The sequence below is a fragment of the Herbidospora yilanensis genome (genome assembly GCF_001570565.1).
In the GTDB taxonomy this organism is placed as follows: Bacteria; Actinomycetota; Actinomycetes; order Streptosporangiales; family Streptosporangiaceae; genus Herbidospora; species Herbidospora yilanensis.
Genome location: NZ_BBXE01000013.1, coordinates 564294 through 578071 on the forward strand (window position 1 = coordinate 564294; position 13778 = coordinate 578071).

Annotated in this window: 14 protein-coding genes; 3 read left to right on the forward strand and 11 right to left on the reverse strand. The window is 69.6% G+C overall.

The features are described from left to right. The first annotated feature begins 150 nt into the window (after positions 1 to 150). A complete protein-coding gene (locus AW273_RS02665; RefSeq protein ID WP_198167972.1) occupies positions 151 to 633 on the forward strand; it encodes a GtrA family protein in 483 nt (160 codons plus the stop codon). Here AW273_RS02665 and AW273_RS02670 read toward each other — a convergent pair. The 6 genes from AW273_RS02670 to AW273_RS02690 all read right to left on the reverse strand — a co-directional run bounded on the left by AW273_RS02670 (position 606) and on the right by AW273_RS02690 (position 4886). Beyond that, positions 606 to 1877 carry a sensor histidine kinase gene (locus tag AW273_RS02670; RefSeq protein ID WP_062344790.1) on the reverse strand — a complete coding sequence of 424 codons (1272 nt, stop codon included), beginning with the start codon at positions 1875 to 1877 and terminating at the stop codon, positions 606 to 608. The genes AW273_RS02665 and AW273_RS02670 overlap by 28 nt on opposite strands. A gap of 5 nt (positions 1878 to 1882) precedes the next feature. Then, entirely contained in the window at positions 1883 to 2551 is a 669-nt protein-coding gene (locus AW273_RS02675) for a response regulator transcription factor (protein WP_030451323.1), read from the reverse strand. A gap of 201 nt (positions 2552 to 2752) precedes the next feature. Beyond that, the gene (gene bfr, locus AW273_RS02680; RefSeq protein ID WP_030451324.1) at positions 2753 to 3235 is read right to left on the reverse strand and encodes a bacterioferritin; all 483 of its coding nucleotides are present in this window, start codon (positions 3233 to 3235) and stop codon (positions 2753 to 2755) included. A 15-nt stretch (positions 3236 to 3250) separates the two neighbouring features. Then, entirely contained in the window at positions 3251 to 3430 is a 180-nt protein-coding gene (locus AW273_RS35940) for a (2Fe-2S)-binding protein (protein WP_030451325.1), read from the reverse strand. Between the two features lie 85 nt (positions 3431 to 3515). After that, a complete protein-coding gene (locus AW273_RS02685; protein ID WP_062344792.1) occupies positions 3516 to 4028 on the reverse strand; it encodes a PH domain-containing protein in 513 nt (170 codons plus the stop codon). 42 nt (positions 4029 to 4070) lie between these two features. Beyond that, a complete protein-coding gene (locus tag AW273_RS02690) occupies positions 4071 to 4886 on the reverse strand; it encodes a biotin--[acetyl-CoA-carboxylase] ligase (protein WP_062344794.1) in 816 nt (271 codons plus the stop codon). Positions 4887 to 5005: 119 nt separating this feature from the next. Between AW273_RS02690 and AW273_RS02695 the strand changes: the two genes are divergently transcribed. Together AW273_RS02695 and fdhD are read left to right on the forward strand one after the other, a co-directional pair. Beyond that, a complete protein-coding gene (locus AW273_RS02695; RefSeq protein ID WP_062344796.1) occupies positions 5006 to 7162 on the forward strand; it encodes an FdhF/YdeP family oxidoreductase in 2157 nt (718 codons plus the stop codon). Next, the gene (fdhD, locus tag AW273_RS02700; protein WP_062344798.1) at positions 7155 to 7997 is read left to right on the forward strand and encodes a formate dehydrogenase accessory sulfurtransferase FdhD; all 843 of its coding nucleotides are present in this window, start codon (positions 7155 to 7157) and stop codon (positions 7995 to 7997) included. The genes AW273_RS02695 and fdhD overlap by 8 nt, the downstream gene beginning before the upstream one ends. Here fdhD and AW273_RS02705 read toward each other — a convergent pair. The 5 genes from AW273_RS02705 to AW273_RS02725 form a co-directional block, all read right to left on the reverse strand. Further along, positions 7947 to 10595 (reverse strand): phosphoenolpyruvate carboxylase, encoded by a 2649-nt coding sequence (locus AW273_RS02705; RefSeq protein WP_062344800.1) that lies wholly within the window; start codon positions 10593 to 10595, stop codon positions 7947 to 7949. The genes fdhD and AW273_RS02705 overlap by 51 nt on opposite strands. A gap of 68 nt (positions 10596 to 10663) precedes the next feature. Further along, complete coding sequence (locus AW273_RS02710) at positions 10664 to 12217, reverse strand: hypothetical protein (RefSeq protein ID WP_062344802.1); 1554 nt, start codon at positions 12215 to 12217, stop codon at positions 10664 to 10666. Continuing rightward, entirely contained in the window at positions 12193 to 12957 is a 765-nt protein-coding gene (locus AW273_RS02715; RefSeq protein WP_062345415.1) for an ABC transporter ATP-binding protein, read from the reverse strand. Before AW273_RS02715 ends, AW273_RS02710 begins: the two co-directional genes overlap by 25 nt. An 80-nt stretch (positions 12958 to 13037) precedes the next feature. After that, positions 13038 to 13361, reverse strand: coding sequence for a helix-turn-helix domain-containing protein (locus AW273_RS02720; RefSeq protein ID WP_062345417.1), 324 nt, complete (start codon positions 13359 to 13361; stop codon positions 13038 to 13040). Beyond that, entirely contained in the window at positions 13361 to 13723 is a 363-nt protein-coding gene (locus AW273_RS02725; RefSeq protein WP_062344804.1) for a type II toxin-antitoxin system RelE/ParE family toxin, read from the reverse strand. Before AW273_RS02725 ends, AW273_RS02720 begins: the two co-directional genes overlap by 1 nt. Positions 13724 to 13778 lie beyond the last annotated feature (55 nt).

The window sequence follows — 13778 nt, forward strand, 5'->3', positions numbered from 1 at the left end:
ACCCCGATCGGGCCGCAAAGTCTGAAATTTCTTGAAATGTTCTTGGACGACCTGGGCAGAAAGGGACTCAGAGGAAGCTTTCAGCCCGCCTAACAGCCCCAACCGGTAGCCTGAGACGACCCCATTCCACCAGGAAGGACTGTGCGGCTCGTGCAGCAACTCATCCGCGGCGCCTACGCGCGATTCGCCACCCTCCTCCGAGAAGTGATCAAGTTCGGCGCCGTCGGGGCGATCGCCGCCGTGATCAAGTTCGGCCTGGTGAACATCCTCTGGTCCATGTGGGGCTCCGAGGGCACGCTGATAGCCAACGTCATCGCCACGGTGGTCGCCACCACGTTCGCCTACTTCGGCAACCGGTTCTGGACCTTCCGCCACCGCGAGCAGAGCGGCCTGGCCCGCGAGTACGTCCTGTTCTTCTTGTTCAACGGCGTCGGCCTGCTGATCGAGCTGATCTGTCTCGGCTTCATCCGCTACACGCTCGGCTTCGACAGCCTGCTGTCCAACAACATCGGCCTCGTGATCGGCACCGGTCTCGGCACCCTGTTCCGCTTCTGGTCGTACAAGCGGTGGGTGTTCATGGCCCCGCCGGTGGTCCAGGAGGAAGGTCAGGCGGGGCCGCTCACCACGCGGTAGCCCTTTTCGTCGTCGCCGACCTTCCTGAGGAAGATCGCGAACGTCGCCGGCCGGGGTTTGACCAGCTCCAGCCGCCCGCCGTCGGCGGCGACCAGTGACCGTGCCAGCGTGAGCCCGAGCCCGGTGCCGCTGCCGCCGGTCACGCTCCGTTCGAAGATCCTGGTACGGATCTTCTCGGGCACCCCCTCGCCCTGGTCGGAGACCTCGATGACGATGGACTTCTCCGAGCTCGTCGTGGTTATCGACACGATGCCGCCCCCGTGGTGCAGGGAGTTGTCGAGCAGCGTGGCCACGACCTGGCTGAGGCCGCCCGTGGTGGCCAGCGCGTGCAGGCCCCGGCTCCCGGTGAGCTGGATCGACCGGTGGGAGCGCCGGAACGCGGGATCCCACTCGGTGATCTGCTGGACCAGCACCTCGTCGACGTCGATCGGCTCGGCCTGGGAGTGGCGCTGCCGCCGGGCGGCGTTGAGCAGTTCGTCGATGACCGCCGTCAGCCGCTCGGCCTGGACGATCGCCGCCTCCCCCTCCTCGCGCACGATGGCCGGCTGGGACGCCGCCGCGACGATCTCCTCCAGGCGCATCGTGAGCCCGGTCAGAGGCGTGCGGAGCTGGTGGGACGCGTCGGTGGCGAACTCGCGCTCCCGGCCGAGCAGTTCGGAGATGCGGATCGCGCTGCGGTCGAGCACCTCGGCGACCCGGTCGAGCTCGGGGATGCCGTAGCGGTGTTTGCTCGGACGGGCGTCGCCCGAGCCCAGCCGCTCCGCGATCTTGGCCAGATCGAGGAGCGGCAGCGTGAGTCTGCGCGACGTCACGACCGCGAGCCCGATGGCCACGACCAGGGCGGCGATGGCCAGGGCGATGGTCAGCAGCAGCCGCGCCCGGATGTCGCGGTCGATCTCGGCGGTGTCGCGGCTGAGCCGGACGACGCCGTTCTCGGAGCGCGCGTCCTCGGTCAGCGACCGGTTCACGGGAGGTTCGACGCCGACGGTGATCGGCTCTATGCCGCGGAACGCGACCTGGATGAACCGGTTGGGGTAGTTCCGCTCCAGTTGTTTGGGATCGACCGGCTGCTCCTGGCTGATGGCGTACTCAACGCTGATCAGCACGCGCGTGGCCTCCGCTCGGAGCTCCTGCGCGGCTTCGTCGTTGATGAGACGTACGACGACCACACCGAGGGGAACTCCGAGCAGCAGCACCGCGATGACCGCGACGAGCAGCATCGAGGAGAGCAGACGCCTCCGCATGCCCCTTACTCGCGTTCGAAGCGGAAGCCGACCCCTCGGACGGTCGTGATGTACCGCGGCTTCGCCGCGTCGTCACCGAGCTTGCGCCGCAGCCAGGAGATGTGCATGTCGAGGGTCTTGGTGGAACCCCACCAGTTGGTGTCCCAGACCTCCCGCATGATCTGTTCCCGGGTCACGACCTTGCCGGCGTCGCGCACGAGTACGCGGAGCAGGTCGAACTCCTTGGTGGTCAGGTGGAGTTCCTTGTCGCCCATCCAGGCCCGGCGGGAGTCGGCGTCGATCCGGACGCCCTGGACCACCGGCGTTTCGGAGGTCCCCCGCCGCAACAGGGCCCGGACGCGGGCGAGCAGTTCGGCGAGGCGGAACGGCTTGGTGACGTAGTCGTCCGCCCCCGCGTCGAGGCCGACGACGGTGTCGACCTCGTCGACGCGAGCGGTCAGAATCAGAACGGGAGTGCCGTGGCCCTCGGCCCTGATACGGCGGGCGACCTCCAGGCCGTCCATCTCCGGGAGACCGAGGTCGAGAACGATGAGGTCGACGCCTCCCGAGAGTGCCCTTTCCAGGGCCTGCGGGCCGTCGGGACTCACCTCGACTTGGTAGCCCTCCCGGCGCAGGGCGCGCGCAAGCGGCTCGGAGATCGAGGTGTCATCCTCGGCGAGAAGTACGCAGGTCATGGAAGCGATCGTAGGACCTTAGGCGATCGTTTCCCGGGCACAGCGCGCGGTTTGACTCCACGTTGACCCATCAATTGACCTGGGCAAACGTGGACAAAGGCGTTTTTGCGGCGGCATGTCCGGGCGGGCTGGCGGCCAGGAAAAGCGAACGCCCGCCGGGACCCCGGCGGGCGTTTCTCGCGGCCCTGCGTCTCGACTGAGTCAGGAGGCGGACGGCGGCTCGGCGTACCGCTGGAGGTACAGAGCGTCACCGAGCGTCTCCATGAGGGACAACTCGGTCTCCAGGTAGTCGATGTGGTGTTCCTCGTCCTTGAGGATCTCCTCGAAGAGCAGCGCCGAGACGATGTCGCCGCGCTCACGCATGAGGGCGATGCCCGGCTTCAGTCGCTTGACGACGCCGAGTTCGAGCTCCAGGTCGCTCTGGATCTGCTCCTTGACGGTCTGGCCGACGTGGAGGGTGAAGAGCTTCTGGTAGTTGGGCAGGCCTTCGAGGAAGAGGATGCGGTCGGTCAGCGCCTCGGCGTGGCGCATCTCGTCGATCGACTCGGCGCGGGTGAAGCTGGCAAGCTTGGTGAAGCCCCAGTTCTCCTGCATCTTGGCGTGGAGGAAGTACTGATTGATGGCCGTCAGCTCAGACGTAAGCTGCTCGTTGAGCAGCGCAATGATGTCCTTGTCGCCCTGCATGCCGGGGCCCCTTGCCTAAGCGGTCGTGATCAAACTCTCTGACCGCTTCAGAATGGCACAGATCTTCCTGACACAAGAGGCGCAGTCGCCCCCGGCGCCGGTGGTGTCGCGGATCTGCCGCATGGTCCGTGCGCCGTTGGCGATGCAGTCGTGCACCTCGTTCTCGGTGACGGCGCGGCACACACAGGCGTACATCAGGGACCCCTCGGAGATGCATAGGTAAGGCTCTCCTAAGGTAACCGACTTTGGTTAGGCTTGCCTATGTGAGCATCGCCACAGATCAGTGACCGTCGACGACTCCGTCGGACGCGTCCTCCACCAGCCGGAACAGATCGGCGCGGATGGTCTGGATCTTGGGAATGTCGCGGTAGTCGATGACGCCGCGTTCGGACGCCGACTCTACCTTCAGGGTCCCGCTGCCCAGGACGCGCTCCATCAGGGTCTGGTCGGAGCTGACCGAGTTGACCTTGGCGAGCGGGATGTCGTCCTGGGACTTGCTGAGGACGCCGGTGCTGATCGTGAACCGGTGGGTGGTCAGGGTGTAGCCGGTCGTCTTCCACCGCAGATAGGGCACGAAGGTGAGCAGGACGAGCGCGACCACCGAGACCACCGCGACCGCGATGCGGGCGATGCCGGAGAATTCGTAGTCGTTCGGTATGAAGTAGATCGCGGCCGACGAGGCGGCCACGACGAGGACCAGCGCGAGGAACGGACCGACGAGCCGCTTCCAGTGCGGGTGGAACGAGTGGACCACTCGCTCACCGTCGGTCAGGTGGTGATCAGGGAGACCCATGGGCCACATCGTGGCACGTACCAGTCCGTTCCGGGCGTGGTTCTAGCGTCGAACGTGGACGACGTCGCCCGCGCTCAGGGGATGGTCGGTTCCGCCGCTTCTGACGACGAGCTGACCCGACTCGCTGATCCCGGTCGCCCGGCCGGTGAGCAGCCGTTCGCCGGGCAGTTCGACCCGGACCTCCTGCCCGACCGTCGCGCTCGCCGCCAGGTAGGCGGCCCGCAGGCCCGACGCGTCGGCGTCGCCGCCGGCCAGGCACCAGTCGCGGTAGAGCCGTTCGAGCTCCCGCAGCACCCCGGCCAGCAGCCGGTCGCGGTCGAGGCAGGTCGCCCCGGCCAGCGCCAGAGAGGTGGCGTGGGGGACGGGGAGTTCCGAGTCGCGCAGGCTGACGTTGAGGCCCATGCCGATGACCACGGCCGAGTCGATGCGCTCGGCCAGGACGCCGGCCAGCTTGCGTTCGTCGTGGAGCAGGTCGTTGGGCCATTTCAGCCGTACGTCGACCTCGGCGACCTGGCGGATCGCGGTGGCTGCGGCCAGCCCGAACAGCAGCGGCAACCAGCCCTGGAGGGACGTCCTGGCCTCGGGCCGGAGCAGGACGGAGAAGGTGAGCCCGGAGCGCGGCGGGGCGATCCAGACGCGGCCGAGGCGGCCCCGCCCGGCGTACTGCGACTCGGCGGCCAGGACCGCGCCCTCGCGGACGCCGTCGCGGACGGCCTGCCCGAGGTCCGCGTTGGTGGAGCCGGTGCGCTCGACCACGGTGAGGGACGACCACAACGATCCGGGCCTGACCAGCTCGGCCCGGAGGGCGGCCTGGGACAACTGGGGTCGGTCGAGATCGGGATACGAAGGTTCGGGCATGACTGCCATTCTCCCTTCCGAACACCGTTCCGTTCGACGAACAGTCGATGACCTGGGATTACTACCCCATGTAGCCACCCCTACCCTTGAGCCGTCCCGTTGGGCATAATCTGTCCCTTATGAGAACTTGGGCGAGCTGGAAGCCCTTCGGCATCGGCGAACGTAAACCCAACAACTACCTGGAGTTGTGGAAGGCCTTCCGCGCGGTGAAGGGCAATCGCCGCTACGCCTGGCGCCTGCTCACCCAGGGCACCTGCGACGGTTGCGCGCTCGGCACGAAGGGCATGCGCGACTGGACGATGGACGAGGTCCATCTGTGCAACATCCGCCTGCGGTTGCTGCCGCTGAACACCGCCCCCGCGCTCGACCCGGCCCTGCTGGCCGACGTGTCGGCGCTCCCGGCCAAGAGCGCGCAGCTCCGGGAGCTGGGGCGGCTGCCCCACCCGATGATCAGGCGCGCGGGCGACCCGGGCTTCACCCGGATCTCGTGGGACGAGGCGCTCGACACGATCGCGCCCCGCCTGAACGGGAACATCGGCGTCTATCTGACCAGCCGGGGCGTGCCGAACGAGAACTACTTCGCCGCCCAGAAGGCGGTGCGTGCCCTCGGCACCAACTCGGTCGACAACGCCGCCCGGATCTGCCACTCGCCCTCGACGGTCGCGCTGAAGCAGGCGATCGGGGCGGCGGCGACGACCTGTTCGTACACCGACTGGATCGGTTCCGACCTGATCGTCTTCATCGGCAGCAACCCGAGCAACAACCAGCCGGTCGCGATGAAGTACCTCTACCACGCGAAGAAGGCCGGGACGAAGGTCGCGATGGTCAACGCCTATCGCGAGCCGGGCATGCAGAAGTACTGGGTGCCCTCGAACGCCGAGTCGGCCGTCTTCGGCACGAAGATCACCGACCACTTCTTCCCGGTCAACATCGGCGGGGACATCGGGTTCCTCAACGGCGTGCTGAAGCACCTGATCGAGAACGACTGGCTCGACGAGGCCTTCATCGCCGACCGGACCAAGGACTTCGAGGAGGCCCGCGCCGCCGTCGAGGCCCAGTCGTGGGAGGAGCTGGAGGCCCTCTCGGGCGCCACCAGGGCCGAGATGTACGACCTGGCGCGCCTCCTCGGCGAGGCGAAGTCGGCCGTGCTGGTCTGGTCGATGGGCGTCACCCAGCACACCTACGGCGAGGACAACGTCCGCGCGATCGTCAACCTGGCGCTGGCCCGCGGCTTCCTTGGCCGCGACCACTGCGGCCTGATGCCGATCCGGGGCCACAGCGGCGTGCAGGGCGGGGCCGAGATGGGCGCCTACGCCACCGGCCTGCCGGGCGGCCTGCCGATCACCGAGGAGCACACCCGCAGGTTCGCCGAGTTGTGGGGCTTCGACCTGCCGCTCGCCCCGGGCCTGACCGCCACCGACATGATCGACGCGGCCCACGCGGGCGACCTCGACGTCCTGGTGTCGAGCGGCGGCAACTTCCTGGAGGTGCTGCCCGACCCGGCGTACTGCCGGGAGGCGCTCGAACGCGTCGGGCTGCGGGTGCACGTCGACATCGTGGTGTCGTCGCAGATGCTCGTCCCGGGCGAGACCGTGATCCTGCTCCCGGCCCAGACGCGCTACGAGATGGAGGGCGGGGTCACCGAGACCTCGACCGAACGGCGCATCATCTTCTCCCCCGAGGTCAAGGGGCCGCGCGTCGGCGAGGCCTGGCCCGAATGGAAGATCTTCACCGAGCTGGCCGCCCGCGCGAGACCCGAACTCGCCGACCGGCTCCGCTACCGAGGCACGGCCGAGATCCGCCGGGACATCGAGAAGGCCGTGCCGTTCTACGAGGGCATCGCCAAGCTGGCCAAGTTCGGCGACAACGTCCAGTACGGCGGCCGCCACCTGCCCTTCGGCACCGCCACGTTCGCGGCGGTCGGGCTGCCGAGCCTCCACCGGCCCGACGGGACGTTCCTGGTCGCCACCCGGCGCGGCAAGCAGTTCAACAGCATGGTCCACGAGCGGGTCGACGGCTTCAACGGCGCCACCCGCGAGGCCGTGCTGATGAGCCCCTACGACGCCGACCGGCTCGGCCTGCCCGACGGGACCGAGGTCGAGCTGACCACGCCCAGCGGGTCGCTGGTCGGCAAGGTGCTGCGGGCGCCGCTGACGCCGGGGAACATCCAGGTCCACTGGCCGGAGGGCAACGTGCTGCTCGACAAGGCCCGCCGGTCGCCCGACGCGAAGATCCCCGACTACAACGCCTTCGCGACGCTGACCCGCCATGGGTGACCGTCCGGTCACCCGCTACCGCGTCCGGTCCGTCGCCGGAGCCCTCTCCCGCGACCGGGCCGACGAGGTGGCCACCGAGGAGCCGCTGGAGATCCGCGTCACGTCCGGGACCGAACGGCGGACCCTGGCGATCACGATGCGGACTCCCGGCTCCGACTTCGAGCTGGCCGCCGGGTTCCTCAACGGCGAGGGCATCACCGGCATCGAGGCCATCGCCTACTGCACCGACGAGGACGTGCCGCCGGAGGCACGCTTCAACACGGTGACGGTGAGACTTCGTGGTCCCCTGCCCGATCTGCCCGGACTCGATCGATATTTCGTGACATCGAGCGCCTGTGGGGTGTGCGGCTCCGCCAGCCTCGACGCGCTGCACGGCAAGTGCACGCCGCTGGCGGCCGACGACCTTGAGATCTCGGCGGACACCCTCTACGGGCTGCCCGCCAAACTCCGCGCCGCGCAGGGCGTGTTCGGGCGGACCGGCGGCCTGCACGCCGCCGGTCTGTTCACCCCCGAGGGCGAGCTGATCAGGCTCAGGGAGGACGTCGGCCGGCACAACGCGGTCGACAAGGTGATCGGCTGGTCGCTGCTGAACGACGCGCCCCGGCCGGTGTTGCTGGTGTCCGGCCGGGCGTCGTACGAGATCGCGCAGAAGGCCCTCGCGGCGGGGATCTCCGTCGTGGCGGCCGTCTCCGCGCCCTCGTCGCTGGCCGTCGACGTGGCGCGGGAGTTCGGCATGACCCTCGTGGGCTTCCTCCGCGAGGAGCGCTTCAACGTGTACGCGGGCTCAGCCCGTGTTCTGCAGGCCGGCGGCGACGCCGTTGACGCTGAGCAGTAGCAGCGTCGAGAGGCTCTCGCGCTCGTCGTCGCCCAGGTCGTCCGCGGTGCGCAGCGCGGTCAGCGCCCGCAGTTGCAGGTGCGACAGCGCGTCGACGTAGGGGTCTCTGAGCTGTACGGCCCTGGACAACACCCGCCGCGACTCCAGCAGCCGGGAGTGGCCGGTGATCTCCAGGACCAGCCGCCGGGTCAGGTCGTATTCGTCCATGACCTGCTTGAAGAAGTCGTCGCGGCCGCCCAGCGCCAGGTAGCGGCTGGCGATGGCGCGGTCGGTCTTGGCCAGCGACATCTCGACGTTGTCGAGCAGCGAGGCGAACAGCGGCCACTCCTTGTAGGCCTCCCGCAACTCCGCCTGGCCTCCGGCGTCGAGGACGGCGGCCAGGCCGGAGCCCAGGCCGTACCAGCCGGGGAGGTTGACCCTCGTCTGGGCCCAGGCGAAGACCCACGGGATGGCGCGCAGGTCGTCGAGCGACTTCGGCGCCCCCAGGCCGCGGCGGGCCGGGCGGGAGCCGAGGCGCAGCGAGCCGATCTCCTCCAGCGGGCTGACCAGCGCGAACCACTCGGGGAAGCCGGGCGCCTCGGTCAGGCCCCGGTAGGCCCGCTCGGAGGCGGTGGCGACCTGGTCGGCCAGCTCGCGGAACTTCGCGGCGGCGTCGGCGGTACGCTGCTCGACCGGGCTGGTCGAGGCGAGCAGCACCGCGTTGGTGACCTGCTCGATGTGGCGGCGGGCGATGGCCATGTGGCCGTAGCGGGCGAAGATGACCTCCCCCTGCTCGGTGACCTTGAACCGGCCGTTGACCGAACCCGGCGCCTGGGCGAGGACCGCCCGGTTGGCCGGTCCGCCGCCCCGGCCCAGGGCGCCGCCCCGGCCGTGGAAGAGGGTGAGCACGATGTCGTTCTCGGCGGCCCACTTCGTGAGCGCGGCCTGGGCGTCGTAGAGGCGCATGGTCGCGGCGGCCGGGCCGAGTTCCTTGGCGGAGTCGGAGTAGCCGAGCATGACCTCGACCCGGCGGCCGTTGGCCGCCAGCCGCTTCTGGACGGGTTCGGAGGCGATCATCCCGGTCAGCACGCGCACCGAGTTGTCGAGGTCCTCCCCCGACTCGAACAGCGGCACCACGTCGAGCACCGGCGCGCGGTCGCCCAGGGCGTGCTGCGCCAGGGCGTAGACGGCCAGGATGTCGTCGGCCGAGCGGGTGAACGAGACGACGTAGCGGGAGCAGGCGGTGACGCCGAACCGCTCCTGGATCCAGGCGATGCTCCGGATCGTGGCCAGCACCTCTTCGGTGCGCTCCGACCGCGCGCCCCCGGCCTCGATCTCGGCCAGCGCGGCGGCATGGACCTGGGAGTGCTGCCGCACCTCCAGCTCGGCCAGGTGGAAGCCGAAGGTCTCCACCTGCCAGATCAGGTGCTGCAGCTCCCCGTAGGCCTGCCGCACCGCGCCGGCCTCGACGAGCGATTCCTGCGCCAGCCGCAGATCGGCGAGCAGGTCGGCGGGCGACCGGTAGGCGAGGTCGAGGTCGCGGCGGCGGGTCGCGGCGATGCGCCCGGCCACGAACAGCAACCACTGCCGGTGGGGTTCGCTCGGCGAGCGGGTCGCCATCTCGGAGACCAGGTCGGGGAAGTCGCCCTCGGCGCGGGACAGGGCGGCGCGCAGGGCGGGCGAGATCGGGGTGCGCTCGGCGGCCACCGTCATCGTGCGGCCGATGCGGGTGGCCGCGTTCTCCAGCGCGATCAGCACGTGCTCGTTCTGGATCAGCAGGGCCTCACGCGTGACCTTCGAGGTCACGTTGGGGTTGCCGTCGCGGTCGCCGCCGATCCAGGAGCCGTAGCGGATGTAGGGGCGGGCGACCGGCGGGCGGGTGCCGGTGCCCGGCTCCAGTGCGCCGTCGAGCGACCGGTAGATCAGCGGCACGGCCCGGAACAGCGTCTCGTCGAAGGCCGCCATCGCGGTGCGCACCTCGTCGAGCGGGTCGAGCTTGGTCGACCGGAGCTGGGCGGTCCGCCACAGCAGGTCGACCTCCTCGCGCAGCCGCCGCTTGGCCTCCTGCCGCTCCCCCGCGCCCCGGCCGGGCGTGTTGTAGAGGTCGAGGTGGCCGCTGATCCGCTGGATCGCGGTCACCACCGCGCGCCGCCGGGCCTCGGTGGGGTGGGCGGTCAGCACCGGCCGGAACTCCAGCTCCCCGATGAGCCGGTCGAGCTCCCCGGCCCCCACGTCGCCGCGCAGCGCCCGCACGGCCTGCGGCAGCGACTCGGGCACCGGCACGTCGTCGCGGTCGCGCTGCCGCAGGATGCGGATGCGGTAGTGCTCCTCGGCCAGGTTGGCGAGGTGGAAGTAGCAGGTGAAGGCCCGGGCGATCAACACGGCCCGATCGAGGGGCCATTCGGCGACCAGAGCCGCCACGTCGTCGACCGTGGTCTCCCGCCGGCGGGCGGCGATGACCGCTTTGCGGAGACGTTCGACATCGGCCAGGAGGTCGGGGCCGCCGTCTTCGGCAATTGCCTGTCCCAGGATCTCTCCCAGGAGGCGGACGTCGGCGCGGAGGTCGTCGGGCATCTCGGTGACGGCGCTGTGGCGGTCGTGGTGAGACAGGGCGGCCATGGTTGGAAGACTAGCGAGTGCTCCCGAACAGCCTCAGACCGGTCTCACCCATTGGACTAGACCAATGGTTAGGTGGGGCGGGAGACATCGGCCATCAGCTCCGGCATGCGGCGCAAGCCGATCACCGAGGCCTTGGCGCGGGCCGGCCAGGCGAGCCCGAAACCGAGGACCGGCATCAGCGCCGACACCCAGAGGTGACCCGCCATGACCGGGATGAGCACCGGCAGCGAGAGCACCGCCCCGCCGACCAGCGAGCCGATCGACGACAGGAACGCCTGCCCGCCCTGGCCGGGGGCCGCGCCGGTGAAGGCGTTGATACGTTCGGGCTGGGTGTAGGGAAAGTAGACGCTGGTGAACGACCCGACCGCGAAGACCAGCCCCATCACGCCGACTCCGATGAGCGCCGCAGGGAGGATCCACACGGGTTCGGTCAGCAGGCCGGTGGCCACCGCCGCCAGGCAGATCAGCGGGGCGCCGAGGAGGGTGATGGTCAGGTGGCGTCCGGCCAGGTCGGCGCGGAGGGCCTCGGGTTTGGCGTACACGACGGCGTTGATCCACAGGGCCCTGCCGTCGATGCCGAAGGAGTTGGTCGCCTGCAGCGACACCACCAGGCCGCCCAGCCAGACCGGGAAGACGCCCATCCAGACGATCGGCTCGCCGCCGGTGTTGTTCCGGGTCGAGAAGATCATGACGATGACGACGGCCAGGGCGCTGATCCAGGTGACACGGCCCCGGGGGTCGCGGCGGGCGTACTTGAGCTCCTTGGCGACGACCGCCCCGAGCACGCCCTCGGGCAGCAGCCCGCCGAACCGCGACCGCCGGACGCTCCCGCCGCCCTGGCTGGAGGAGTCGGCCCTGGTGAGCGCCGCCTTGAGCGCGACGATCCACAACCACGCGCAGACGGCGGTGAACAGCGCCACCGCCACCACCTCGGCGACCCCCACGAGCCCGCCGTCGGCGATGGCGTGGGCGGCCAGCCCGGTCGGCGACCACCGCAGCACTCCGGCGGTCCGGGTGATGATCTCAAGTCCGTCGCCGAGCCCCTGGTTGAGCAGCATGCCCGGGAGCTGCGAGCCCACGACGACGAGGATGACGGCGACCGCCATCAGGTCGCGTCCGCGCCGGGTCCGGAGCGCGCCGGACAGGGCGGTGGTGACCAGCCGCGACACCACCAGGCAGCAGGCGAACGCCACGGGCACCGCGACGATCCCGATGAGGGCGCCGGTGACCGAGCGGGCCAGCCCGAAGATCACGCCCGTCATCGCGAAGAGAGAGGCGACCGGCCAGACGCCGACGGCGGAGGAGGCCAGCAACCCGCGGGTGAGCTGCCCGGTCGTCAGCGGGAACAGGGCCAGCCGGGCGGGGTCGAGGGTGTCGTCGAGCCCGAACATCAGCAGCGGCCCGACGATCCACATGATGAGGATGAACGAGAAGAAGACCACCCCGACGTCGGCGGCCGTCGACGGGTCGAGCGTGCGCAGCCCCGCCATCAGGTAGAACCCGGCGAGGGCGACCAGCAGCCCGGCGATCAGCGAGAAGAGGAACCCGGCCCGCTGCTGGCCGGTGCCCTTGAGGCTTCCGGCGATCAGCCGGAGCTTCAGCCGGACGAAGAGCCCAACCACGACAGCCCCTCCTCCCCCGACCCGCCGGCCCCGACGAGGTCGAGGAACGCCTCGTTGAGCGAACGCCCGCGCCGCACCTCGCCGATCGGCCCCTGCGCGACGATGTGACCCCGGGACATGACCGAGACCCAGTCGCACAGCCGCTCGACGAGGTCCATGACGTGGCTGGAGAAGATCACGGTCGACCCCGAGGCGGTGTAGCGGCGCAGCACCTCGGTGAGGGTGTTGGCGCTGACCGGGTCGACGCCCTCGAACGGCTCGTCGAGGAACAACACGGCCGGGTTGTGCAGCAACGCGGCGGCCAGCCCGATCTTCTTCCGCATGCCGGTCGAGTAGTCGACGACGAGCTTGTCCTGCGACTCGACGAGGTCCATGACCCTCAGCAACTCGGCCGCCCGCTTCGCGCCCTCCTCCCGGGAGATGCCGCGCAGCTCGGCGTTGTAGAGCAGCAGTTCCCGCCCGCTGAGCCGCTCGAAGAGCCGCAGCCCTTCGGGCAGCACCCCGATCGAGCTCTTGACCTTCACGGGCTCGGCCCACGCGTCGGCGCCGTGGATCTCCACCAGCCCGCCGTCTGGCCTGAGCAGCCCCGTGATCATGCTCAGCGTGGTCGTCTTCCCCGCCCCGTTGGGCCCCACGAGCCCCGCGAAACTCCCGGCGGGCACGACCAGATCCACCCCGGCAACCGCGACCTGCTGCCCGAAGGCCTTCACCAGGCCCCGCGTCCGAACCGCCTCTGTCATGCCCTCCACTCTGCCCCGCCTCCCCCGAATCCGGCTCTGCCGATCTCCGCCAGGAGGTCACGATTTCGACGTGGCGGCGGTCAACCGGCAAGCAGGTCGATCTGTTCGGCCTCCTCCTCGCCCACGGAGATGGTGAACCGGACCCCCATCGCCCGGCCGATCCGGTCAAGCATTTCCAGGGTCGGTATCCCGCCACCCAGTTCGATGCGGGAAAGGGCAGGCTGGGAGATCCCCGCCCGAGCGGCGACCTCGGCCTGGGTCAGCTTCCGCGCCACCCGGACCTCGCGAAGCCGGTCACCCAGATCCATGTCGCGGAGGGCCCGGGTGTACTCCGGGTGCTCCTCGACCTCGGCCTCCTGGAGCCGTTTGTCCCGCAGAGTCCGCCACGTGCTGTGTCCGGCCATCATGACCTCCTGTCGAACACGTGGGTGGTGCTCATGTCATGCCCCGACTGGCAAGCTCGCATCGCCTTCACCGCCCGCTCCACGTCATCATGCTGTGGCCCGTTGCGTGTCTTGGCAAACACCGTCAGCAGAATGATCGTTCCGCCCCCGGGCCGCCAGAAAGTGATCCGCCAGGATTGTTCGTGCAGCGGCACTCGTAATTCGCTGACACCCTCACGCAGGCTCTTGACGTGATCACCATCCGGTTGTCCGCACCGTTGCCAGAGATATCGGTCCACCTTCGCCATGACTCGCTGGTAGTGCCCGAAGGGCAACTCCGCCAGCCACGCCTCCACCTCGGGCTCCAGCGCGATCTCGACCATACCGTCGATGGTATATATCCTTGATAGTATGCGCGGGCAGACGGAGAATCCAGCC

Bases quoted from the DNA above. Each gene is read 5' to 3' on its own strand.
- AW273_RS35940 (WP_030451325.1), bottom strand. From the start codon at position 3,430: ATGTACGCCTGTGTGTGCCGCGCCGTCACCGAGAACGAGGTGCACGAC.
- AW273_RS02720 (WP_062345417.1), bottom strand. From the start codon at position 13,361: ATGGCCGGACACAGCACGTGGCGGACTCTGCGGGACAAACGGCTCCAG.
- AW273_RS02715 (WP_062345415.1), bottom strand. From the start codon at position 12,957: ATGACAGAGGCGGTTCGGACGCGGGGCCTGGTGAAGGCCTTCGGGCAG.
- AW273_RS02670 (WP_062344790.1), bottom strand. From the start codon at position 1,877: ATGCGGAGGCGTCTGCTCTCCTCGATGCTGCTCGTCGCGGTCATCGCG.
- AW273_RS02695 (WP_062344796.1), top strand. From the start codon at position 5,006: ATGAGAACTTGGGCGAGCTGGAAGCCCTTCGGCATCGGCGAACGTAAA.
- AW273_RS02705 (WP_062344800.1), bottom strand. From the start codon at position 10,595: ATGGCCGCCCTGTCTCACCACGACCGCCACAGCGCCGTCACCGAGATG.
- bfr (WP_030451324.1), bottom strand. From the start codon at position 3,235: ATGCAGGGCGACAAGGACATCATTGCGCTGCTCAACGAGCAGCTTACG.
- AW273_RS02685 (WP_062344792.1), bottom strand. From the start codon at position 4,028: ATGGGTCTCCCTGATCACCACCTGACCGACGGTGAGCGAGTGGTCCAC.
- fdhD (WP_062344798.1), top strand. From the start codon at position 7,155: ATGGGTGACCGTCCGGTCACCCGCTACCGCGTCCGGTCCGTCGCCGGA.
- AW273_RS02690 (WP_062344794.1), bottom strand. From the start codon at position 4,886: ATGCCCGAACCTTCGTATCCCGATCTCGACCGACCCCAGTTGTCCCAG.
- AW273_RS02675 (WP_030451323.1), bottom strand. From the start codon at position 2,551: ATGACCTGCGTACTTCTCGCCGAGGATGACACCTCGATCTCCGAGCCG.
- AW273_RS02725 (WP_062344804.1), bottom strand. From the start codon at position 13,723: ATGGTCGAGATCGCGCTGGAGCCCGAGGTGGAGGCGTGGCTGGCGGAG.